This is a genomic window from Rhodococcus sp. O3, assembly GCF_048897285.1.
Taxonomy (GTDB): domain Bacteria; phylum Actinomycetota; class Actinomycetes; order Mycobacteriales; family Mycobacteriaceae; genus Rhodococcus.
This window is the reverse complement of record NZ_JBMBTE010000091.1, coordinates 1-21038: the sequence shown is the minus strand read 5'-3', so window position 1 is coordinate 21038 and position 21038 is coordinate 1. Positions and strand designations below refer to the sequence as shown.

Sequence of the window (21038 nt, the reverse complement as noted above, 5' to 3'; positions counted from 1 at the left end):
GCAGACAACGCGACGATCTGAACGTCGCCAGTTGCAGCGCGGGCGGCAGCGGTGATGTTCGAGCGGGCTTACCGTGCAGCGAGTGCATTAAGGGATCGACTTCCACCGCTCCGCCACTGGCGCCCGCATCGCCACTCCTGCTCGTTTCAGCGCCTTGCCTACCGTGCTCGCCCCAAGGCCTAGCTCCTTGCTGATCTGCACGGTCGACCATCCAGCTTCGTACAGATCGGTCGCGCGGGCGAGGAGCTGCGGCGTCATCCGCACGCGCGACCGCAGCGCAATGCCTTCACGGTACAGGTGTGCACTGACCGTCTGACGGTGCATACCGAACTCTTCGGCAAGCTCGTAGACCGTGGCACCCTCTCGGTAGCGTCGGACCAACGCCGCAACCTCGTCCGGCTCCAGCTTGCGATTAGCGCGGGGTCGTGACACTGACGTGCGTCGCTCCAGTGTGACGTTCACGACACCGTCATCGGCCTGCGCCGCGTCCCCGACACTGTCGATCAGATGCCGAAACGGGGTACGTTGGCTTGAAAGGGATTCATGGAGGCGCACCAACACCCCTCTTCGTCTCGCCTCCCGGCGCCGGTTCTTCGCGGCACACTGGACCGGAAACCACACTCCGCCCGACGAGAGGATCCGCTCGTGACCGAGACGACCGGCGAACACCCTGTCACTGCACGCGCGAACGGACCGACCGTCGTACTCGATCTTCTCGACGGCATCGGTGTCGCGCTCGACCTCGCGCAGGCCCGGACACTGCTCGAGCAGTTGCAGGCGGCGATTGCGAAGGCCGAGCGACTCGACGACTGACTCCCCCGGATTCAGTCCTGCGCGTCGATCTTGGCCCGCGCATCCTCGATCCACGGTGGGGAGATGAAGATGCCTTCCGCTTCCACGCAGATCCCGTCGGGCCCGGCGATGTGGCCGGTGACGAATCCCTTGCGACCCTCGCGGCGGTCGAGCTTCGCCTCGGCGTGCAGGTCGCCGAGCGGGGTGGGCTTGCGGTAGCGGAGGGTGAGGGTGCCTGTCATGCCGGGTGAGGCCCCGACACGGGCGGCGTCACCGAGGACCTGGTCGAGGACGAGCGCCAAGATGCCCCCGTGGGTGTGGCCGGCCGGCCCCTCGTAGCCGATGTGCAGGTGGAAGTCCGTCCATACCCGGCCGTCCGGGTCGGTGTTCATTTTGAGCGGCGGAGCCACTGCGTTGCGCAGCCCCAATGCAGCGTTGCCCCAGGAACGGAATTGGCCGGCGTCGTTGAACCGTGTCCCGTACGGTCCGGGGTCGCGTCGCCTCCCGAGGATCGCTGCGGCCGCCGCGAGGTGTTCGCGAGCCCGGCGGATCTCGTCGTCGTCGGCCTGGGTGGAGATCCCGAGCGGAATGAGCGCGCGGATGTCCTCGACCAGCGGTCCGTAGAGCGCGGCCTGCCGCGCGACCTCGTCTTCGGACAGGCCGTCGTTGATGTAGAGGCTGATGACGTCGGTCATGCGGGCTCCTGCGGTGTCGGGACACGGTCGCCGGATTCGAACTGCGCGGAGTCGACGGTGTCAATCTCGGGTTCCGGTGACCGGGACACGGTCCACGCGCACGGTCGCAACAATCCCTCGTCCGAGGGATGGTTCGGCGGCACGGGGTCGTCCGATACTGAGCGCACAGGAAGGAGCCTCGATCGAGCGCGAATCCTATAGCAGAAGAACGTATCTCGACGAGGAGGTCGGACGATGCGGCATCACCGGCTGTTCCGATCCGCAGGACTGACGTTTGCGGCGTTCCTGGTTGCGGGAGGGCTGTCCTGGTACAGCGCGACCGCGGCTCCGGACGGGAGCCGCACCTCCTTCGGCGCCGCCGGGAACCTCGGTGACGGCGTGGTTCGAACCTTCGCCTCCGTGGACCCCGGCGGTGAACCGACCGCGGTCGGCGTCCGGCTTTCGGCGGCCGCACTCGACGGCCTGCCCGCCGAACCCGCCATGCTCATGCTCGAGTTCCCGGCGGAGGCGTCCGCGACGGCCTTCGATCACCTGATGCTCAACTGGAACCCGCACGGACACGAACCCGAAACCCTTTTCGGTAAGCCTCATTTCGACTTCCATTTCTACATGACCGACATGGCGTCGATCATGCGGATCGATCCGGCGTCACCCGGCTTCGCCGCGCAGGCCGCCCACTTTCCCGACGCCCGGTACATGCCGCGCGATTACGTCGCCCCGCCCGGCGCCCTGGCATCGGAGCTGGCGGTGCCGTTCATGGGGACGCACTGGGTCGACGCGACCGAAGGCATGATCCCGGGCGTCTACGACTTCACCGAGACCTTCATCAACGGATCCTGGGACGGCACCTTCACGTTCATGGAACCGATGATCACCCGCGCATGGTTGCTCACCGAGCCGAGCTTGCAGGAGAGCATCAAACAACCTCAGGCCTACCAGAAGTCCGCGTACTACCCCACCGTCTACACCGTCCGATTCGACGACAGCACACAGGAATTCGAGATCACCCTGTCCGGGATGGTGTACCGCACCGGGTCCTGAGACCCGTGGCACCTAGCCGCGGCGCGCTCAGTCATCCGCTCCGACGATCGTCACGGCGGATGACTGACGGCCGAGCGGGTCCGTGAGGGACGTACCTGTCACGGTGAGTCGACCAGCGCGAGAAGCCGATCGGCAGCGGCCGCGGCACCGTCGGTGCCCCGGATCCGGGTGCCGAGCGCGGCCGCCGCGGTCCGGTAGCGCTCCGAATGAACCAGATCGTCGATTGCGTCGCGGATCTTGTCGGGGCCGGCCGTCCTGCGGAGCACCTTCCCGGCACCGGCGTCAGCCACCGCCTTCCCGACCGCCGGCTGGTCGGTAAGTGGTGACATGGGCATGATCAGCATCGGAAGACCGTGCGCGAGAGCCCGGAACGTGGTTGCGTGCCCTCCGTGCCCGATCACCGCGGAGCATTCCGGCATCAGCTCGTTGTGCGGAACGTACCGGTGGACGGACACATTCTGCGGAACACGGAATCCCGCGGGATCGACCGAGGGTCCGGTCGTGACGACCAGCTCGACGTCGGCGCCCTCGACAGCGTCGAGGATGTTCTGCAGTGTCCTGCGCTGGCCCGCGAATCCGGCCGTGCTGAGACTGGCCAGCACCCGCGGCGGGGTGCGACCCACCGCCGCCTCCCGGACCTCGTGCACCGCCCCGGTCCACACCACGTGCCCGTTCGTCCGCCCGGCCCCGTCGCGAGCAGCGGGATCGAACGCCGGGTCCGAGCACACCAGTTCGAGATCGGAGCCGTGCCACACACGCCGGGGACCGAGCCCTTTCGTTCGGGCGACGATACCGAAGGGGCCGCGCCGGAACGATCCGTAGAACATCGCGTAGAAGGTATGGAACAGCGCGACGTGCCGCAGTCCCTCGCGCGCGGCCGCATCGAGCGCGTTGAACAGCATGCAGTCGACGACCACCAGGTCGGCCGGATCGGCGCGCACCTCGTCCCGGAGATCCTGCCCGACTCCCGGTGCGGTGACCATCGTGATCCCCATCGTCAGGACCGTCCACGTGCTCAGCTGGTCGTGTGGGCGCCACGTCGGCGAGTTCCGGTAGGCCCGGAACTCGAGCCCGGCAGACTCGATCTGCGATTGCTGCATCGCGTGCCCGAGAACCCGGACGCGGTGACCGCGGCGATGCAGTTCCCTGCCGATACCCAGCGCCGGCAGCACATTGCCGCCGGCTTCGAACGTCACGATCAGGATGTCGGACACGACGTTCCTCCCTCTCCACGGCGCCCCGACCGGTAGCTACGGGTTCTGTCCGCTTCGTGTCGTCCCGACGAACGAGCCGTCCGGTCCCACCGGCGCACCGAAGTGCGGCAGATGATGGGCGAAGAACAGGTGCGCGACGAGTTCCTGACGGCTGTTGACGCCGATCTTGGCGTAGATGCTCTTCAGGTGGTCCTGGACGGTGTAGGGACTGATGAACATTCGTTGCCCGATCTCCGCCCGCGTCTCACACGCGAGGACATGTCCGAGCACCTCCGACTCCCGCGCGGTGAGTCGGTACAGGTCGGTCACCAGCGCCACGACCTGCGCGGGATGGGCCGGTTCCAGCGTGACGACTACCCGGCCCGCCGCTCCCCGGCCGTCGAGTCGCCCTGCGCGCAGCACCAGCCATTCGCCGTCGGCGGTGCGCATCCGGGTGACCACCACGTCCCCCGAATTCCGGAAACGCACGGCCGCCGCGACCGCGGGCATCATCCGTACCTGCGAGTCGCCGCCCATCCGATCGAGAAATTCCAATGCTCGCGGGGTCACCGACTCCACCTCGTCGTCCTCCCCCACGATCACCACGGCGGGGCCGTCGGACACCTCCGCCACCATCTGTGGCGCCTGCCGGATCAGCGACAGGCGCAGGCCTTCTCCGATCTCGCGAGCAATCTCGGCGAGCGCTTTCACGTCTGCATCGCCGAACCGGTGGCCCGGTCCGCGCATGAGCGTCCCGCCGCCCCACACCCGGTTGTCACGCCCGCGGAAGACCAGACGGACCTCGTCGTCCATCCCGAGCGGCTCGAGTATCTGTTGATACGGCAGGGCATCCCGCACATCGCCGTCGATGGCGTCGCGGATCATCTGGGCGCCCTCCGGTTTCCGGGCGAGCCTGCCGTAGGTGTTGGCGTAGGGCGAAGTGCCGTACTCCAGTTCGGCGACGATCTCGACCGCGCGGCCGGTCGGGTCCGTGACGTCGACCATCGTCGCCGACGTGATCATCAGCGTGGCCGGATCGGCCGTGCCCACCATGCCCCGATCGAACGGAATCCGTCTGCGGATCACGCTCAGCGCGGCCTGCGCGAAGTCGAACGGATTGTCGGTGGCGAGCGCGGCATCTCGGATGGACGAGCGCAGCGCCTCGACCGTCCGATTCGCGGCCACACTCCGCTTGTCGGCCATGTCCTCAGTATGCGCAGGCCGACTTCGCCGTCGGTACCCCTCACAGGTGGGGGTGCGTCGAGTGCACCCGTCCCGGGTTGCGCGGATGCACGACACGGCCGGACGATGACAGCTGTGACCGGTTTCGTGGAGGTCCGCCCGTACGCCGAACTCAACGCGTTCGTCGCCGCCGAATGCCGGGGCGTCGCCTCGCGCCGGCCGTTCCGGCCCCATCAGACCGTCAAGGACGTCGCCGAGGCGATGGGCATCCCGCACACGGAGATCGACCTGATCGTCGTCGACGGCGAGCCCGTCGATTTCGGATACCGGCCGCGCACCGGCGCCCGCATCGCGGTGTATCCGGTCTTCGAGGCACTGGGCATCGAACCGATCGAACGGCTACGGCCGGCACCGCTGCGCGACCCGCGGTTCGTCGCCGACGTCAACGTCGGCAAGCTGGCCCGCTACCTGCGCCTGCTCGGGTTCGACGTGCAATGGTCCCCCACCGCGGCCGACGAGACGCTCGCCCGCGTCAGCACCGACGACCAGCGCATCCTCCTGACCCGGGACCGCGGCCTGCTCGCCCGCAAGGTGATCACCCACGGTCTCTTCGTGCACGCGGTCGATCCGGTCGAGCAGGTCGTCGAGGTCGTCCGGCGGCTCGATCTGACGTCCCGGCTCGCACCGTTCACCCGGTGCATGCGCTGCAACGATCCGCTCGTGGAGGTGCCCAAGTCGGAGGTTCTCGATCAGCTCGAGCCCCTGACCCGCCGGTACTACGACGACTTCCGGCGCTGCGTCGGCTGCGGCCGGGTCTTCTGGGCAGGATCGCACCACGATCGGCTCGTCACGCTCGTGGAGACGATCCGCGCGCGAGTATGAGCCTGCGCCTACGCGACGAGGAGCGCCAGGAGCGCTACCAGTGACGGCACGGTCTGGCACAACGAACCGACCACACCAGCCCCGCGGGGTCTGCTCATCGCCATCCGGTCCGAGGCGAACAGTGCGATCCCGGCCAGGAACATGAACGCGCACGTGTAGATGACGAGGGTGCGGCCCGGGGTGTCCTGGCCGGCCCACCACAGGGCGACACCGACGATCGCGCCCGATCCGAGAAACAGGTTGTAGAAGCCCACGTTGAAGGCCCACATCCGTACCGGAGGGACGTCCTCGGTGGGCACGCGGAACACGTCCAGGTGGACGCCGGGCCGGAGGAACAGGATCGACTCCCACGCGAAGGCCAGCAGATGCACCGCGGCGGCGATGAGGGCGGCGACCTGGGCGACGACGATCATGACGACCCACTCCGTTCACTGAACCGGATGTCGTACCGGCCTGTCAGCGCGGCCAGCAGGCCGGGCAGATCCTCCGGGGCATGCTGTTCGCGCAGCACACCGGCAAGGTCGGCGAAGAAACTGCTCATCGCCGTACCGGCACTGACGAGAAGGAACACCGCATCCGCGGTGAGCACCGAAAAGGTGTTCATCGTCCCCGCGGCGATGTCGAGGGAATCTCCCGGCGCGAGATCGCAGCTCGCGCCGTCGGCGTGGACCCGGATCCGGCCGCGCAGCAGGTGGTATGTCTTGGCCCAGGACTCCGCGTGCATCGGGGGCGGTTCACCGAGACGTGGCGCCTCGACCAACATGAGTTCGTAGGCGCCGCCGGTGTGCTCGCGGGACGAGAGGACCGTGACATCGGCGTCCGGGAGCGACAGCCGCGTGCCCGCACCGGACCGTTCGAGATGAAACCCTGACATACCGTGACATTAGGTCGGGCGGAATCGGTAGGGACATCCCAGGAATCGGGGATGTCGAGGGCAGTAGGAACCGGCGCATACTGAGCTCATGCTCGAACTGCGGGCAGAGCGACTGCGCCGGGACATCCTCGCCTTGGCGGGCACCGGCGCGGGCGTCGCCGAACTACACCGACGGTCCATCGAACTGGTCGGCCGTACCGTGCGCAGCGACCTGACGTGCTGGGCGCTGATCGATCCGAGGACACTGACGATCGGTTCGATGACCAGCGGGCGCGACCGCATCCCCAGCGAGTACGAACCGCTGCTCGCCGAATCCGAATGCGGCGGACACGATCCCGCGACCTTCGCCGAGGTAGCCCGCAGCGGGCGGACGGCCGTCCGGGCGTCCGATCTCCCGGCGTCCGACGTCGCGCAGAGTCTCCGGCACGGCGCGGTGTGGAAACCGCTCGGACTCGACCGCGAGCTGCGAGTGGCCTTCACCGTCGACGGATATTGCTGGGGTGCAGCAGGATTCGTGCGTTCCGGAACGGACTTCACCGATCGCGAGGTCGAGTTCCTGACGATGGTCGCCCCAGCTCTGGCCGCGGCGACGCGCGCCGCCGCCGTTCACACGCTGCGGCCGCACCCCGGGGACGATCCGGGTCCCGCGGTGGTGCTGACCGACACGTCGGGTGCACCCGTCGCGCTCACCGCGGCGGCCCGTCTTTGGCAGGACCGGCTGACCGGCCCGGTGCGACTGGCGGTGCTGTTGCGCGCGGCGACGTTCGGGGCACGATCGAGCCCGTCCGGGGTCTTCCGCGCCCACATCAGCGACGGGCACGGGTACTGGGTTCTGGTGCGCGCGACCGCCCTGGACGCCGACGGCGACGACAGCCGCACGGTGGTCACCCTCGAACCGGCCCCGGTGGACGAGTTCACCGACCTCATGTTCACGGCCTACGCGCTCACCGCGCGCGAACGGGACGTGTGCACCGACGTTCTGGCGGGTTTGCCGACGGCCGAGATAGCACGGCGTCGGCGGATCAGTGCGAACACCGTGCAGGACCACCTCAAGTCGGTGTACGGGAAGACGGGAGCGGGCAGCCGGGCGGAACTTGCCGCGCTCCTGGCCGGACGGCAGGGCTGAGGCGCTTCGCGCCGGAGTGCCGTTGCGGCGGTTGGGACCGCCGGAAAGGCATATGGTTCGAGGCCGCCGTCGAGCGGTGACGCACCGGTTCGATGCGGCGGCGCCGCACTAACAGATCGCCGTGGTCGCCGCCATTCGAACCTCACGCCGGACGAGCGAACCGCGGCGGAAGAATGCGCCGAAAATCCGGTTCGTGGCCCTCACCTGCGGCGATTCCCTGGGGCGATGGGCACTGTGTCTTTTCTCCCACCTTGGGTCCTGATGAAGGATCTGTCGTTGTTACGGCCTATAGTGACTTAGGTAAATGTCATGTAACAGTGTTCTCACAGTCAGGCAGGTGGGCGTGTCGACCGCGGACCGCATCGAAGAGATCTACGAGCAGGTCAAGGCTCGCAACGCAGGTGAACCGGAGTTCCATCAGGCGGCGGCCGAGGTGTTCGAATCTCTGCACGTCGTGCTGGACCGGCATCCCCGTTACTTCGAATCCGGACTCATCGAGCGGCTCTGCGAGCCCGAGCGGCAGATCATCTTCCGTGTGCCGTGGATCGACGACCAGGGCAACGTGCACGTCAACCGCGGTTTCCGCGTGCAGTACAACAGCGTGCTCGGCCCCTACAAGGGTGGCCTGCGCTTCCACCCGAGCGTCAACCTCGGCATCGTCAAGTTCCTCGGCTTCGAGCAGATCTTCAAGAACGCACTGACCGGCCTGCCCATCGGCGGCGGCAAGGGCGGCTCGGACTTCGACCCGAAGGGGCGCTCCGAGCAGGAGATCATGCGCTTCTGCCAGTCCTTCATGACCGAGCTGCACCGCCACATCGGTGAGTACACCGACGTGCCGGCCGGTGACATCGGCGTCGGCGGCCGCGAGATCGGCTACCTGTTCGGCCAGTACAAGCGCCTCACCAACTCCTACGAGTCCGGTGTCCTCACCGGCAAGGGCCTCACCTGGGGCGGCTCGCAGGTCCGCAAGGAAGCGACCGGTTACGGCGCGGCGTACTTCGTCAACGAGATGGCCAAGGCGGCCGGCACCACCCTCGAGGGTCGTACCGCTGTCGTCTCCGGCTCCGGCAACGTCGCCATCTACGCCATCGAGAAGATCCACCAGCTCGGCGGCAAGGTCGTCGCGTGCTCGGACTCGTCGGGCTACATCGTCGACAAGGCCGGCATCGACCTGGACCTGCTCAAGGAGATCAAGGAGGTCCGACGGGGCCGCATCTCCGAGTACGTCGACGAGCGCGGCGACGCCGAGTTCTACTCCGGCGGCAACATCTGGAACGTGCCGTGCGACATCGCACTGCCGTGTGCCACCCAGAACGAGCTCGACGAGGCGGCCGCGAAGGTGCTCGTCAACAACGGTGTCAAGGTCGTCGCCGAGGGTGCGAACATGCCGACCACGCCGGGTGGCATCGCGGTCTTCCGTGACGCCGGTGTCGCGTTCGCGCCGGGCAAGGCCGCGAACGCCGGTGGTGTGGCCACCTCCGCGCTGGAGATGCAGCAGAACGCCTCGCGCGATTCGTGGCACTTCGACTACACCGACGAGCGCCTGGCCGGCATCATGCGCGACATCCACAGCACATGTGTCGAGACGGCCGCCGAGTACGGCAAGCCGGGTGACTACATCCACGGCGCCAACATCGCCGGCTTCGTGAAGGTCGCCGACGCGATGTTCGCACTGGGTGTCATCTGATCCACCCCGATCCACACGAAGGCCCGCTCGTTCGAGCGGGCCTTTCGTGTCGGTGCAGGTCAGCCGGTGGTCTCGTCGTGGTCGAGTTGCGCCTTGCGCGCAGCCTCGCGCATCTCGATACCATCGGAGATCCAGTTGCCGATCTCGCGGGTGACGTCCCGCACGGCACCGGCGATGATGCCGGCGATGTTCCCGACGTGGGTCGCGGCGGATTCCGTCAATTCCTGGACCGTGTCCTTGTTGCGTTCGAAGCGTCCAACCATGCGTTCTCCCCCTCAGACGGTGTCGTGGACGAGCGTACGCGCAGCACCGGCCCCTCGCGCCTCCTCCAACTCCTCGCCGGGCTCGGGCTCGACGACCGCCGGTTCGGGACGTGGGCGACGCTCGATGACGACCGCGGTCTCACGCTGGTCGGACACCCAGGAGGGCGGCAGCGCGAGCCTGAAGATCTTGCGCCACACCGACGCGACCTGCCGGAGCAGTCCCCCGGTGTTGTAGGGCAGGCCGTGCTTCTCGCACAGAGCCCTCACCTGCGGCGCGATCTGCGGGTAGCGGCGGGCCGGCAGATCCGGGAACAGGTGGTGCTCGATCTGGTGGGACAGGTTGCCGGTCATCAGATGCATCAGCGGCGATCCGCTGATGTTCGCGCTGCCGAGCAACTGGCGCACGTACCACTCGCCGCGGGATTCGTCGGCGGTCTCCTCCGGTGTGAACGACTGGACGCCGGACGGGAAGTGCCCGCAGAAGATGACGGAGAACGCCCACACGTTGCGCACCAGGTTCGCGGCGGCGTTGCCGAGCAGGGTCGGCACGAACAGCGGGCCGCTGAGCAGCGGGAACACGACGTAGTCCTTGAGCACCTGCCGGCCGGCCTTGTGCCACCAACCGCGCGCGAGCGGACCCAACTCGCGGATGTCGCGCTTGCCGGACAGCACGCGGTCGGCCTCGGCGTCGTGCAGCATCACACCCCACTCGAACACCACCATCAGGACTGCCGCATAGAGCGGGTTGCCCAGGTAGTACGGCTTCCACGGCTGCGCGGGGTCCATGCGCAGGATGCCGTATCCGATGTCGCGGTCCATGTCGAGGATGTTGGTGTAGGTGTGGTGCACGAAGTTGTGCGAGTGGCGCCACTGATCCGACGGGCACACCGTATCCCATTCGAAGACACGGGAATTCAGAGCGGGCTCACGCATCCAGTCGTACTGGCCGTGCATCACATTGTGCCCGATCTCCATGTTGTCGAGAATCTTCGACACGCTCAGCGCGGCGGTACCGGCGATCCAGGCCGGGGGCAGGAACCCGAGGAACAGCAGGCCGCGGCCGGCCACCTCGAATCCTCGCTGCGCCTTGATGACCCGGTAGATGTACTCGCGGTCCTCGGAGCCGAGGGCGGCGACGGTGCGCTCGCGCAGGGCGTCGAGCTCCCGGCCGATCTCGTCGACCTGATCGCGGCTCAGGACCACCGGCTCCGGCTCGGGGTCACGGTTCCCGGACAGGAACGGCAGGAAGGGTATCGCGGGTAGGGACAATCCGAACATGATGTCCTCCAAAGGTTTCGGGGCCGGTCGAATCGACCGGGTCTACAGGTCGACTGCGACGTCACCGACCGGCGCGTTGACGCAGATCCGGATGCGCGTGTCGGGTTCGGCGTCGAGTTCGCCGGTGCGGACGTCGCGGGTGCAACCGGATCGGCGGATCGTGGTGCAGGTGTGGCAGATACCCATGCGGCATCCGTGATCGGGGCTCAGACCGGCGGCTTCGGCCTGCTCGAGCAGGGTGGCGCCGGTGTTGTCCGCGACCACTCCGGATGCGGCGAACCTGACCTCGCCGGCGGCATCGCTCGTGTCGAGGGAAGGTAGGGTGAATTCTTCGGTGCGCAAACGATGTTCGGCGCCGACGTCGCGGTAGACCTCACGGATGCGTGCGGTCAGGCCGGCCGGTCCGCACGCATAGGTGGGGGTCTCGGTGAACCAGGGGACGACGGCGTCGAGGTGTTCGCGTCGGAAACGACCGCGCAGGTGGCCACCGTCTCCGCGGGTGCAGACCAGGACGACCTCGACGTTGGCGCGAGCGGCGAGTTCGTCGAGTCTCGCGCGTTGCGGCACGTCCGCGGGGGTGCGTGCGTAGTGCAGGAAGGTGATCGCGCCGGTGTGCCCCTCGTCGGCGAGGGTGTGCAACATCGACAGCACCGGGGTGATACCGCTGCCGCCGCTGACCAGCAGCAACCGATCCGGACGGACCGGCGGGAGAACGAAGTCGCCGTCGGCCGCTCCGAGGTCGACGACGTCACCCGGCCGGGCGGAGTCGTGCAGGTAGCGGGACACCAGACCGTCCGGGTGGGCCCGCACGGTGAGGACGATCCGGTCGTCGTACTGCGAGTTCGAGGGCGAGTAGCAGCGGGTGTGCCGGACCCCGTCGACGACGACGCCGAGCTGGATGTGCTGACCGGCCTCGAATCTGCAGCGGCGGGCCGGGCGCAGCGTGATCGTGGCCATCTCGGGCACGGTGCGGTCGATGTCGACGATCCGCGCCCGCGTGTCCTGTGTGGTGAGCAGCGGATTCAGCAGCTCGAGGTAGCGATCCGGGTGGTGCGGCCAGGACATCAGCCGCAGTGCGCCGGTGACCGCCTTGGTGGTGCGGCGGGCAGCGGTGGTGCGAGTGAGGGGTGAAGCGACCATGGCGGGGCCTCCCGACCGATCGGATTTCTAGTGCACACTTGTACACTGAAATAGTGTTGCAGCACCCACCCGCCACCTGTCAACACGTGAGTGACCCCCGTTACACCGATTTTCGATTCGCGGATGCCGCTCTGCATAGACTCGGGTCCGTGTCCGTAGTTCCCGTCCCCGAACCCGCGACCCGGGCCGCCCGCAAGGAACGCACGCGCCGTGCACTGCTCGACGCCGCACTCGAATTGTCGGCGGATCGGAGTTTCTCCACGGTGAGCCTGCGAGAGGTCGCCCGCGGGGCCGGGATCGTTCCCACCGCGTTCTACCGGCATTTCGCCTCGATGGACGAACTCGGTGTCACCCTGGCCGCCGACACGATGCGCGTGCTCCGGCAGGTGCTGCGCGATGCGCGCCGCGCCCGCAGCGCCGGCGACAACGCTCGCGCCTCGCTGGCCGTCCTCGTCGAGCAGATCCGCACCCACGAGGCCTCGTTCCGCTTCCTCGCGCGCGAACGGCACGGCGGATCACCCGAGGTGTCCCGCGCCGTCAACGACGAATTGCATTTGCTCACAGTGGAACTCGCAGTCGACCTCGGCAGCATGGCGGGACTCGGCGAGTGGAGCGACGACGACCTGGAGATGGCCGCAGCCCTGCTCGTCGTCGCTCTGCTCGAGGTGGCCGTCGACCTGCTCGCCGTCGAAACGGGCGGACCGGACGAGGCCGCGGTGATCGCCCGCGGTGAGAAGCAGATGCGCCTGATCATTCTCGGCATGGGGGTCTGGAAACCGGCCCACGAGTGACCGCCACACCGTACGGTGACGCCATGTTCGAGATCAGCCGCGTCGCGCTCGGAGACCTCACATTCGACGTCCGCGTCGCCGGCCCCGAAGACGGCCCTCCGCTCGTGCTGCTGCACGGCTTCCCCGAAACCGGGCGCAGCTGGGAACCGGCGGGGCGGTTGCTCGCCGACGCGGGCCTGCGGGTGATAGTCCCCGACCAGCGGGGCTACTCCCCCGGCGCCCGGCCCACCGAGGTGTCCGCGTACGCGGTCGGTGAACTGGTCGGCGACGTCCTCGGCCTGCTCGACAGTTTCGGTATCGAGGCGGCGCACGTGGCCGGGCACGACTTCGGCGCGGTCGTCGGCTGGCATCTCGCTGCACGTCATCCCGATCGCGTTCGCACACTCACCGCGGTGTCGGTGCCGCACCCCGGCGCCTACAGCTGGGCGCTGCAGCACGACGCCGACCAGAAGTCCCGCTCCGCGTACATCAAGCTGTTCCGGATGGAGGGCAAAGCCGAGTCGGCGCTGCTCGACAACGGCGCCCGGCGGCTGCGCGCGATGTACAACCCGATGCCCGATCACGCTGCTGTGGACGAGTACGTGCGGGTGCTCACCGCGCCCGGCGCGATGACCGCCGCGCTGAACTGGTACCGGGCGATGAGCCGCGACTTCCGCGACCTTCCGTCGGTGAAGGTGCCCACCACCTACGTGTGGAGCACCGCCGACGTCGCGGTCGGCCGGGCCGCCGCCGAACGGTGCGGCGAGTTCACCGAAGCGGACTACGACTTCGTCGTGCTCGACGACGTGAGCCACTGGATTCCCGAGGAGCAACCGGCGGCACTGGCCGAGTCGATCCGGGTGCGCATCGCGGGCTGACTGCCGCCCTCATTCGGTCGGCGTCACCGCTCCCGCCGCCCGGCACAGCAGTTCGAGTTCCCCGACGACCGCGTCGAGCGGTGCCGCGCTGCGCTGCGCATGCGCCAGGATCAACCCGCCTTCGAGCGCGCTGAGGAGCATCGTCGCGAGGGTCGCTGCGCGGGCGGGGTCGACTCCGTCGCCCACGAGCCGCGCACCGATCATCTCGCTCCAGCGCGCGAACGAGATCCCGGCGATGTCGCGGGCCGACGCTTCGGTGCCGAGCGCCGCCGCCACGATCGGGCACCCCGCGGCGTAGTCGGTGGTCTCGAGCTCCCGCCTCCACAGGTCGACGAGCGACCGGACGGCGGTGACGGTGTCGCCGGAGTCGAGGATCCCCTGGATCTTGTCGGTCAGCCGGTCCGAGGCCGAGCGGGTGGCTTCCTCGATCAGCTGGGCCTTGCCGCCGGGAAAGTGGTGGTAGATCGATCCTCGGGGGGCGCCGCTGTGTGCGAGGACATCGGCGAACGACGTCGCGGCCACGCCGCGCTCCCGCATCAGGGCCACCGCGCTGGCCGTCATCGCCGCGCGCGGTCCCGGGGACCCGTCCTGCCGCCGTGCCATCACACCCTCCTCGATCCGATGGGGATTGCCCTCTCGCATTATGTATGTTGTCATACTTAGAAGCCCAGTTCCAGGACGTCAGGAGTCCACCGTGACCGAACTCGACACCTCCCGCGACACCGACGTCTGCGGAACCGGCACCCACGTCTTCGACGACGCCGTCGCCCTCGTCGCCGCCGACGCGCACCGCTACACGGGCCGCACGCACCCGGCGTACGCGAACATGGTCGGGCCGTTCGGCGGCATCACGGCCGCGACTCTGCTGCGCGCGGTCCAGCAGCATCCCGTGGTTCTCGGCGTGCCCCTCTCGCTCACGGTCAACTACTGCGGCCCGCTGGCGGACGGCGAATTCGAGATCGTCGCTCGTCCGGTGCGCACCAACCGCTCCACCCAGCACTGGTCGATCGAACTGTCGCAGGAGGGGGCGGTCACGACCACCGCGACCGCGGTGTTCGGTACCCACCGCGAGACCTGGTCGTCGACCGAAGCCGTCGCACCCGACGCACCCCCGGCGCAGGACGCCGCCCAACAGTCGCTGCCGGAGTTCATCGCCTGGTCACGCAACTACGAGATGCGCTTCGTCGAAGGCGCCGTGCCCGGCCCGGAGACCGGCGAGAACCCGGATTCGACGACGACGCTGTGGGTGCGGGACACTCCCCCGCGACCACTGGACTTCGCAGCACTGACCGCGCTGGCCGATGTGTTCTTCCCGCGGGTATTCCTGCGCCGCGGCCAGTACATGCCCGCCGGGACCGTGTCGCTGACCGTGTACTTCCACGCCGACGAGCACGCCCTGGCCCGCCAGTCCGACGCGTCCGTCCTCGCGACGGCGCGCTCGCAGCACTTCGGCAAGGGCTACTTCGATCAGTCCGGCGAGCTGTGGAGCAGCGACGGCGAGCTGCTCGCGACCACCCACCAGCTGGTCTACTTCAAGGGTTGACCCCGGTCTCCGGCCTTCAGGGCCGACCCGCACGTTCCGGCGCCCGCACGGCCAGCAGCGCCGCCAGGCCGGCGCCGAGCACCACGAGCAGCCCGGCGATGCCCGCGCGGTCCGTGCCGAAACCCCAGGCGAAGAAACCGAACAACGTCGGCGCCAGGAAGGACACCGCCCGGCCGGTGGTGGCGTAGAGCCCGAACATCTGCCCTTCCCGGCCCGGCGGCGTGATCCGCGCCAGGAAGGTGCGTGCCGACGCCTGCGCGGGCCCGACGAACAGGCACAGCAGCAGCCCGAAGATCCAGAACAGCAGCGGCCCGGACACCGCGAGCAGAACGACGCCGACGACGATCATCGCGGCGAGCGAGACGACGATGACCGCCTTCGGGCCGACCCGGTCGTCGATGCGGCCCGCGACGAGCGCACCGAGCGCGGCCACGACATTGGCCGCGACACCGAACAGCAGCACGTCACCCGTCCCGATGCCGTAGACGGTCACTGCCAGTACCGCCCCGAACGTGAAGACCCCGGCAAGGCCGTCGCGGAACAACGCCGACGCGCCGAGAAACCAGACCGTGCGGCGATCCGCGGTCCACAGTTCCCGCAGATCGCGCCACAGCACCCGGTACGCCTCGGTGATGCGGCCCTTCTCGGCCCCGGGATGGACGCCGGTCGGCGGCAGTTCGGGAACAGCGAGCAGCACCGGGATCGCGAAAATCCCGAACCACGCTGCGGCGAGCAGCGCGACCAACCGGATGTTGGTGCCGTCGTCGGTGCTCAACCCGAGGAATCCGCGGGTGTCGCCGTCACCGGCGATGAAGCCCGTGTAGCACAACAACAGCAGCACGATGCCACCGAAATAGCCCATGGACCAACCGAATCCGGATACCCGTCCGATGTTCTGCTCGGTGGAGATCTGCCGCAGCATCGCGTTGTACGGCACCTGGGCGAGCTCGACGATCACCGATCCCACACCGAGCAGCACCAGCCCCAGCCACAGGTAGTGGTAGTCGTCGCGCACGAAGTACATCCCGGCCATCGCCGCGACGGTGACGAACGTGAGCACCGCGAGGGAGCGCTTGCGACGGCCGGTCGCGTCGTAGTGCTGCCCGGAGACGGGTGCGGTGACCGCGATGACGAACCCCGCGATGCCCAGGGCCCAGCCCAACCATGTACTCGCCGAGATGGTTCCGGGCAGGTCGTCGCCGACGGCGTCGGTGAGGTACACGGAGAACACGAACGTGAGGATCACCGCATTGAACGCGGCCGACCCCCAGTCCCACAGGCCCCACGCGAAGACCTGCCGCCGCGTCGTCGCCGTCCCGATTCCCGCCGGCGCGGCCGTGTGTGCGCTCATGCCCGCAGCCTAAACCGGCCCTTCGACAACCGCCCCACATGACGCTTGGTGTACCGATATTTCGGTACCCCGACCGTCACGTCCGTCTTGTACGTGCGCGGGCACGCTCGAAACGCTGTACGACGACGTCGAAGTGGTCCAGCTCCACCCAGCTCCACCGGATGACCTCGAAGCCGAGGTCGCGCACCGCGTCCTCCCGGAACTTCTCGGCGACGAGATCGCGCCGGTCCGAGTACTTGCCTGTCCCGTCGAACTCTCCGACGATCCCGAACTCCTGCCAGAAGAAGTCGAGGCGGAACCGGCGACCGTCCCGCGTGACGACCTCGTGCTGGAGGTGTGGACGGGGCAGACCCGCCTCCTCGATGCGTACCCGCGACAACGACTCGCCGACGCTCTCGCTGCGCGCGTCCAGGAACCCTGCGACCGCCCGGGCTCGTGCGACACCGTTGAGCCCGCCCGCAGCGTCCAGGATGCGAGGCAATGCGGCCACCGCCGCGGGATCGTTGCGCAGGAGCGCATCGCCGATGACAACCGCCTGCGGGCGCGGAGCAGTGCGCGCCACGTCCGCGATCGTCCGCGCCACCGACGTCACCGGCACGTCGTCGACCGTCGCGAGGTCTGCCTCCGCCAACCGCGCCGCATGGAGGTGCAATCGTCCCCTCCGTCGTGCGCCCGAGCTCGGTGACCGCGACACATGCACACGCGTGAGCGGAAGATTCCACACCGGCGCCCCGTGCAGGACCGCGGCGGAGACGTGGCTGATCACGTGTCCCGGGCTCAGCGTCGAGCCGAGGTGACGCGCGAGCACGCGGTGCCGGCCGGTGTCGTCGAGCGCGTCGTGGTCGCACCTCCGCAGATGGACGCCGTGCGCGATCGGAACCAGTTCACCGTGTCGAAGGTCGCGCGTGATCTCGAAAGCGGACACTCCGATCGCGAGTAGGTGTGCGCGCGTCAGCACTCGTGGATCCTCCATGCGGTGATCGTGCCGCAGCGTAGTGCGGCGATCCGTCCGGAGACCGCCGAATTCGCCGCTCCTGTGGACGGAGCGGCTGCCTGTGGACAACTTCCGGATCAGCTCTGCGGCGCCCGGAAGGTGCCCGAAACAGTGGTTGGTGTACCGATATTTCGGAACACCAACCGTCGTTCTCGACCTGTCTAGACGGTGGCGCCGGCCAGCAGGCCTGCCACCGACTGCCGCATCACGGCGGTGGCCTCGTCGACGCCGAGCTGCAACTCGTCGCGCAGAACGGCCCACGACCCCCAGGTCGCGGCGGCTCCGAGCGCGTAGACCAGGCGGTCGCGCCGGTCCCGGTCGAGGGTTGCGAGTTCGCGGGCGAACAGGATCTTCACCTCGTCGGTGACCCGCGCGATGCAGCGCGCGCGATGAATCTTGAGCGCTTCGGAGAACTGCTGGCGCAGGAGCGACGCCCGCGCATACGGGGCGATGAACTCGAGCAGCCGCGCGCGCTGCCGGCAGAACCCGTCGATCCGGTCCGACAGCGGCAGGTGCGCGGGCACCGGCTCGAACATTTCGTCCTGGCGCCGCAGCATCTCCGCGCCGGTGAATGCCATCAGGGTGTCGAGGTCGTTGAAGTTGACCCACAGTGCCCGCAGCGAGACGCCGGCCTGTTCCGCGACCTGCGCGCCGGTGGGCTTGAGCATGCCCGCCCGGAGCAGCGCGATGTGTGCCTCCACCACTGCCCTGCGAGTGCGTTCCGCGCGGGCTGTTCGACCGTCCGTGACAGTTGTGACCACGATCCCTCACTTCGTTCGACCGCACCGAGCCGGTAGGCCTCGGCAGCGCTTCGCAACCTGCCCTGCGAACAATACCGACCAACCTCCCCGTTTAGGAGGATTGGTTCGAACGACACGGCCGATCGGTTGCGGCCGGACGGCGGCTAGGCTGACCCACCGTGACTCTGCCGAACCCCACCCCAGACGCCCGCGCGGTCGTGACCGGCGCCTCCTCCGGTATCGGTGAGGCCCTCGCCACCGAGCTCGCAGCGCGCGGCCACTCGCTCATTCTCGTTGCCCGTCGCGGCGAAGTGATGGAAGAGCTCGCCACGACACTCCGCGAGAAGCACGGCGTTACCGTCGAGGTGCGCGCCTGCGACCTGTCCGACCGCGACGCTCGCGCCGAGCTGGTCGAGGAGCTGGCCGACCGTCACGTCAGCATCCTGTGCAACAACGCGGGTATCGCCACGTTCGGACCCGTGTCCGGCCTGGATCCGGCGTACGAGCGCGCGCAGGTCGAACTCAATGCGGTCGCCGTGCACGACCTCACCCTCGCCGTGCTGCCGCAGATGGTCGAGCGACGGTCCGGCGCGATCCTCAACGTCGGATCGGCGGCAGGCAACATGCCGATCCCGAACAACGCGACGTACGCCGCGACGAAGGCGTTCGTCAACACCTTCTCGGAGTCGCTGCGCGGTGAGCTCAAGGGCACCGGCGTGAACGTCACCCTGCTCGCGCCCGGCCCGGTGCGCACCGAGACCCCGGATCCGGCCGAGGCGTCGATCGTCGACAAGCTCGTCCCCGACTTCCTGTGGATCTCGAGCGAGCACACCGCGAAGGTGTCGCTCGACGCGCTCGCCGAGAACCGCATGCGCATCGTGCCCGGCCTGATCAGCAAGGCGATGTCGGTCGCGGGCAACTACACCCCGCGCGCGATCGTCGCCCCGATCGTCGGCACCTTCTACAAGAAGCTCGGCGGCTAACGCCGCTTGCGGCCGGTGCCGAAGATGCTGCGGGAGATTTCCCGGCCCGCAGCCGAGGCCGCGGACCGCAGGAAGCTCTTCATCGCGGAGCTGCCCAGCACCTGTTCGACGATCGTCGGCCCCTCGTCCCGGGGGGCCGGCATCGTTTCGGTCAGGTCCGGCAGCGGCGGCACGTCCAGCGGCGGATCGACGTTCGGCGCGCCCGCGACCTTCGCCGTCAGCATCTCGTACGCGGATTCGCGGTCGATGGTCTGCCCGTACTTCGCGAACAGCGGATGACCCTGGGCGGCAGTGCGGATCGCGTCGTCACCGACGGTGTCCATCAGCGAGCGCGGCGGCCGGATCCGGGTCCACGCGACCGGCGTCGGGGCACCCTTCTCGGACAGCACGGTGACGATCGCTTCACCGGTCCCGAGCGAGGTCAGCGACTTCTCCAGGTCGTAGAACGCCGTCTTCGGGTAGGTACGGACCGTCTTGGTGAGCGCTTTCTGGTCGTCGGGCGTGAACGCGCGCAACGCGTGCTGCACCCGTGCCCCAGCTGGGACAGGATCGCGTTCGGTATGTCGGTGGGCAGCTGCGTGCAGAAGAAGACGCCGACGCCCTTCGAGCGAATGAGCTTGACGGTCTGCTCGACCTGCTGCAGGAACGCCTTCGACGCGTCCGCGAACAGCAGGTGGGCCTCGTCGAAGATGAAGACGAGCTTCGGCTTGTCCAGATCGCCTTCCTCGGGCAGGGTCTGGAACAGGTCGGCGAGCACCCACATCAGGAACGTGGAGAACAGCACGGGACGCGCGGCCTGGGCACCCAGCTCGAACAGGCTGATCACCCCGTTGCCGCCGAGGACGCGCAGCAGATCCTCGGTGTCGAACTCCGGTTCACCGAAGAACGTGTCGCCGCCGTCGGCCTCGAGGTTGACGATCGCGCGCAGGATGACGCCCGCGGTCGCGGCCGAGACACCGCCGATGCCCTTGAGGTCGGCCTTGCCCTCGTCGCTGGTCAGGTACGCGATGACCTGCCGCAGATCCTTGAGGTCGAGCAGCGCCATGCCCCGCTGATCGGCCCAGTGGAAGATCAGCCCGAGCGTCGATTCCTGGGTGGTGTTCAGGCCGAGCACCTTGCTCAGCAGGATCGGACCGAACGCCGTGACGGTCGCGCGCACCGGGATGCCGATGCCCTCGGTGCCGAGCGAGAAGAACTGCGTCGGGAAGCCGGCAGGTGTCCACGACGGATCGCCGGTCTCGGCGGCGCGGGTGACGAGCGCGTCGCTGCTCTCCCCGCGCGCGGACAGACCGGACAGGTCGCCCTTGACGTCGGCCATCACCACCGGCACGCCCGCGGCGGACAGCTGCTCGGCGATCCCCTGCAGAGTCTTGGTCTTGCCGGTGCCGGTCGCGCCGGCGATCAGACCGTGCCGGTTCATCATGGCCAGCGGAATTCTGACCCGGGCGTTCGGAGCGACGACGCCGTCGTGCACGACGGTGCCCAGTTCGAGGGCAGCGCCGGAGAAGGCGTAACCGGCGGCGATCTCGGCGGCCGGGCCCTCGGCTTCGGCTGCCTCGGCGGGCATGCTCTCCGAGGTCGTCTCAGCCCCGGCTTCGGCCTTCTCCGCTGCAGCGTCGGCCTCGG

The 21038-nt window shown here is 68.5% G+C and carries 22 protein-coding genes and 1 pseudogene; 9 read left to right on the top strand and 14 right to left on the bottom strand.

Annotation, left to right across the window (positions count from 1 at the left end):
* Nucleotides 1-87: 87 nt before the first annotated feature.
* On the bottom strand, nucleotides 88-561 hold the full coding sequence (locus ACN675_RS21150) for a hypothetical protein (protein WP_420752708.1): 474 nt from the start codon (nucleotides 559-561) through the stop codon (nucleotides 88-90).
* Nucleotides 562-645: 84 nt separating this feature from the next.
* Between ACN675_RS21150 and ACN675_RS21145 the strand changes: the two genes are divergently transcribed.
* The gene (locus tag ACN675_RS21145) at nucleotides 646-813 is read left to right on the top strand and encodes a hypothetical protein (RefSeq protein ID WP_420752707.1); all 168 of its coding nucleotides are present in this window, start codon (nucleotides 646-648) and stop codon (nucleotides 811-813) included.
* A gap of 11 nt (nucleotides 814-824) precedes the next feature.
* On the opposite strand, the gene ACN675_RS21140 is transcribed toward ACN675_RS21145, so the two are convergent.
* Nucleotides 825-1487: a PaaI family thioesterase gene (locus tag ACN675_RS21140; RefSeq protein WP_420752706.1), complete on the bottom strand. Its 663-nt coding sequence runs from the start codon at nucleotides 1485-1487 to the stop codon at nucleotides 825-827.
* A gap of 234 nt (nucleotides 1488-1721) precedes the next feature.
* Between ACN675_RS21140 and ACN675_RS21135 the strand changes: the two genes are divergently transcribed.
* Complete coding sequence (locus ACN675_RS21135; protein WP_420752705.1) at nucleotides 1722-2528, top strand: DUF5602 domain-containing protein; 807 nt, start codon at nucleotides 1722-1724, stop codon at nucleotides 2526-2528.
* A gap of 98 nt (nucleotides 2529-2626) precedes the next feature.
* Here ACN675_RS21135 and ACN675_RS21130 read toward each other — a convergent pair whose 3' ends face one another.
* Nucleotides 2627-3742 (bottom strand): glycosyltransferase, encoded by a 1116-nt coding sequence (locus ACN675_RS21130; protein WP_420752704.1) that lies wholly within the window; start codon nucleotides 3740-3742, stop codon nucleotides 2627-2629.
* A gap of 36 nt (nucleotides 3743-3778) precedes the next feature.
* Nucleotides 3779-4924, bottom strand: coding sequence for a helix-turn-helix transcriptional regulator (locus ACN675_RS21125; RefSeq protein ID WP_420752703.1), 1146 nt, complete (start codon nucleotides 4922-4924; stop codon nucleotides 3779-3781).
* A 114-nt stretch (nucleotides 4925-5038) separates the two neighbouring features.
* Between ACN675_RS21125 and ACN675_RS21120 the strand changes: the two genes are divergently transcribed.
* Nucleotides 5039-5785, top strand: coding sequence for a Mut7-C RNAse domain-containing protein (locus ACN675_RS21120; protein WP_420752710.1), 747 nt, complete (start codon nucleotides 5039-5041; stop codon nucleotides 5783-5785).
* Between the two features lie 8 nt (nucleotides 5786-5793).
* On the opposite strand, the gene ACN675_RS21115 is transcribed toward ACN675_RS21120, so the two are convergent.
* Together ACN675_RS21115 and ACN675_RS21110 are read right to left on the bottom strand one after the other, a co-directional pair.
* On the bottom strand, nucleotides 5794-6198 hold the full coding sequence (locus tag ACN675_RS21115) for a DUF1304 domain-containing protein (protein ID WP_420752702.1): 405 nt from the start codon (nucleotides 6196-6198) through the stop codon (nucleotides 5794-5796).
* Complete coding sequence (locus ACN675_RS21110) at nucleotides 6195-6659, bottom strand: hypothetical protein (protein WP_420752701.1); 465 nt, start codon at nucleotides 6657-6659, stop codon at nucleotides 6195-6197. Before ACN675_RS21110 ends, ACN675_RS21115 begins: the two co-directional genes overlap by 4 nt.
* An 88-nt stretch (nucleotides 6660-6747) precedes the next feature.
* On the opposite strand from ACN675_RS21110, the gene ACN675_RS21105 reads away from it, so the two are divergent.
* Together ACN675_RS21105 and gdhA are read left to right on the top strand one after the other, a co-directional pair.
* The gene (locus ACN675_RS21105) at nucleotides 6748-7785 is read left to right on the top strand and encodes a helix-turn-helix transcriptional regulator (protein WP_420752700.1); all 1038 of its coding nucleotides are present in this window, start codon (nucleotides 6748-6750) and stop codon (nucleotides 7783-7785) included.
* A 343-nt stretch (nucleotides 7786-8128) separates the two neighbouring features.
* Nucleotides 8129-9472, top strand: coding sequence for an NADP-specific glutamate dehydrogenase (gene gdhA / locus ACN675_RS21100; protein WP_420752709.1), 1344 nt, complete (start codon nucleotides 8129-8131; stop codon nucleotides 9470-9472).
* A 59-nt stretch (nucleotides 9473-9531) separates the two neighbouring features.
* On the opposite strand, the gene ACN675_RS21095 is transcribed toward gdhA, so the two are convergent.
* From ACN675_RS21095 to ACN675_RS21085, 3 genes are read right to left on the bottom strand one after another with little or no spacing between them, the layout of a single operon-like run.
* Entirely contained in the window at nucleotides 9532-9735 is a 204-nt protein-coding gene (locus ACN675_RS21095) for a hypothetical protein (protein WP_197256773.1), read from the bottom strand.
* A 12-nt stretch (nucleotides 9736-9747) separates the two neighbouring features.
* Nucleotides 9748-11013: a fatty acid desaturase family protein gene (locus tag ACN675_RS21090; RefSeq protein WP_420752699.1), complete on the bottom strand. Its 1266-nt coding sequence runs from the start codon at nucleotides 11011-11013 to the stop codon at nucleotides 9748-9750.
* Between the two features lie 42 nt (nucleotides 11014-11055).
* Nucleotides 11056-12153: a ferredoxin reductase gene (locus ACN675_RS21085; RefSeq protein WP_420752698.1), complete on the bottom strand. Its 1098-nt coding sequence runs from the start codon at nucleotides 12151-12153 to the stop codon at nucleotides 11056-11058.
* Nucleotides 12154-12302: 149 nt separating this feature from the next.
* Between ACN675_RS21085 and ACN675_RS21080 the strand changes: the two genes are divergently transcribed.
* Together ACN675_RS21080 and ACN675_RS21075 are read left to right on the top strand one after the other, a co-directional pair.
* Nucleotides 12303-12944, top strand: coding sequence for a TetR family transcriptional regulator (locus tag ACN675_RS21080; RefSeq protein WP_420752697.1), 642 nt, complete (start codon nucleotides 12303-12305; stop codon nucleotides 12942-12944).
* A 23-nt stretch (nucleotides 12945-12967) separates the two neighbouring features.
* A complete protein-coding gene (locus ACN675_RS21075) occupies nucleotides 12968-13801 on the top strand; it encodes an alpha/beta fold hydrolase (protein WP_420752696.1) in 834 nt (277 codons plus the stop codon).
* Nucleotides 13802-13810: 9 nt separating this feature from the next.
* On the opposite strand, the gene ACN675_RS21070 is transcribed toward ACN675_RS21075, so the two are convergent.
* Nucleotides 13811-14404 (bottom strand): TetR/AcrR family transcriptional regulator, encoded by a 594-nt coding sequence (locus tag ACN675_RS21070; RefSeq protein ID WP_420752695.1) that lies wholly within the window; start codon nucleotides 14402-14404, stop codon nucleotides 13811-13813.
* 91 nt (nucleotides 14405-14495) lie between these two features.
* On the opposite strand from ACN675_RS21070, the gene ACN675_RS21065 reads away from it, so the two are divergent.
* The gene (locus tag ACN675_RS21065) at nucleotides 14496-15344 is read left to right on the top strand and encodes an acyl-CoA thioesterase (protein ID WP_420752694.1); all 849 of its coding nucleotides are present in this window, start codon (nucleotides 14496-14498) and stop codon (nucleotides 15342-15344) included.
* A gap of 16 nt (nucleotides 15345-15360) precedes the next feature.
* On the opposite strand, the gene ACN675_RS21060 is transcribed toward ACN675_RS21065, so the two are convergent.
* The 3 genes from ACN675_RS21060 to ACN675_RS21050 form a co-directional block, all read right to left on the bottom strand.
* On the bottom strand, nucleotides 15361-16695 hold the full coding sequence (locus ACN675_RS21060; protein WP_420752693.1) for an MFS transporter: 1335 nt from the start codon (nucleotides 16693-16695) through the stop codon (nucleotides 15361-15363).
* A 76-nt stretch (nucleotides 16696-16771) separates the two neighbouring features.
* The gene (locus tag ACN675_RS21055) at nucleotides 16772-17668 is read right to left on the bottom strand and encodes a hypothetical protein (RefSeq protein ID WP_420752692.1); all 897 of its coding nucleotides are present in this window, start codon (nucleotides 17666-17668) and stop codon (nucleotides 16772-16774) included.
* A gap of 182 nt (nucleotides 17669-17850) precedes the next feature.
* Entirely contained in the window at nucleotides 17851-18393 is a 543-nt protein-coding gene (locus ACN675_RS21050; protein ID WP_420752691.1) for a TetR/AcrR family transcriptional regulator, read from the bottom strand.
* A 215-nt stretch (nucleotides 18394-18608) separates the two neighbouring features.
* Between ACN675_RS21050 and cmrA the strand changes: the two genes are divergently transcribed.
* Nucleotides 18609-19412 (top strand): mycolate reductase, encoded by an 804-nt coding sequence (cmrA, locus tag ACN675_RS21045; protein ID WP_420752690.1) that lies wholly within the window; start codon nucleotides 18609-18611, stop codon nucleotides 19410-19412.
* On the opposite strand, the pseudogene ACN675_RS21040 reads toward cmrA, so the two are convergent.
* Nucleotides 19409-21038: pseudogene (locus ACN675_RS21040) on the bottom strand (helicase HerA-like domain-containing protein); the annotation flags it as partial. The gene cmrA and the pseudogene ACN675_RS21040 sit on opposite strands and share 4 nt — an antisense overlap.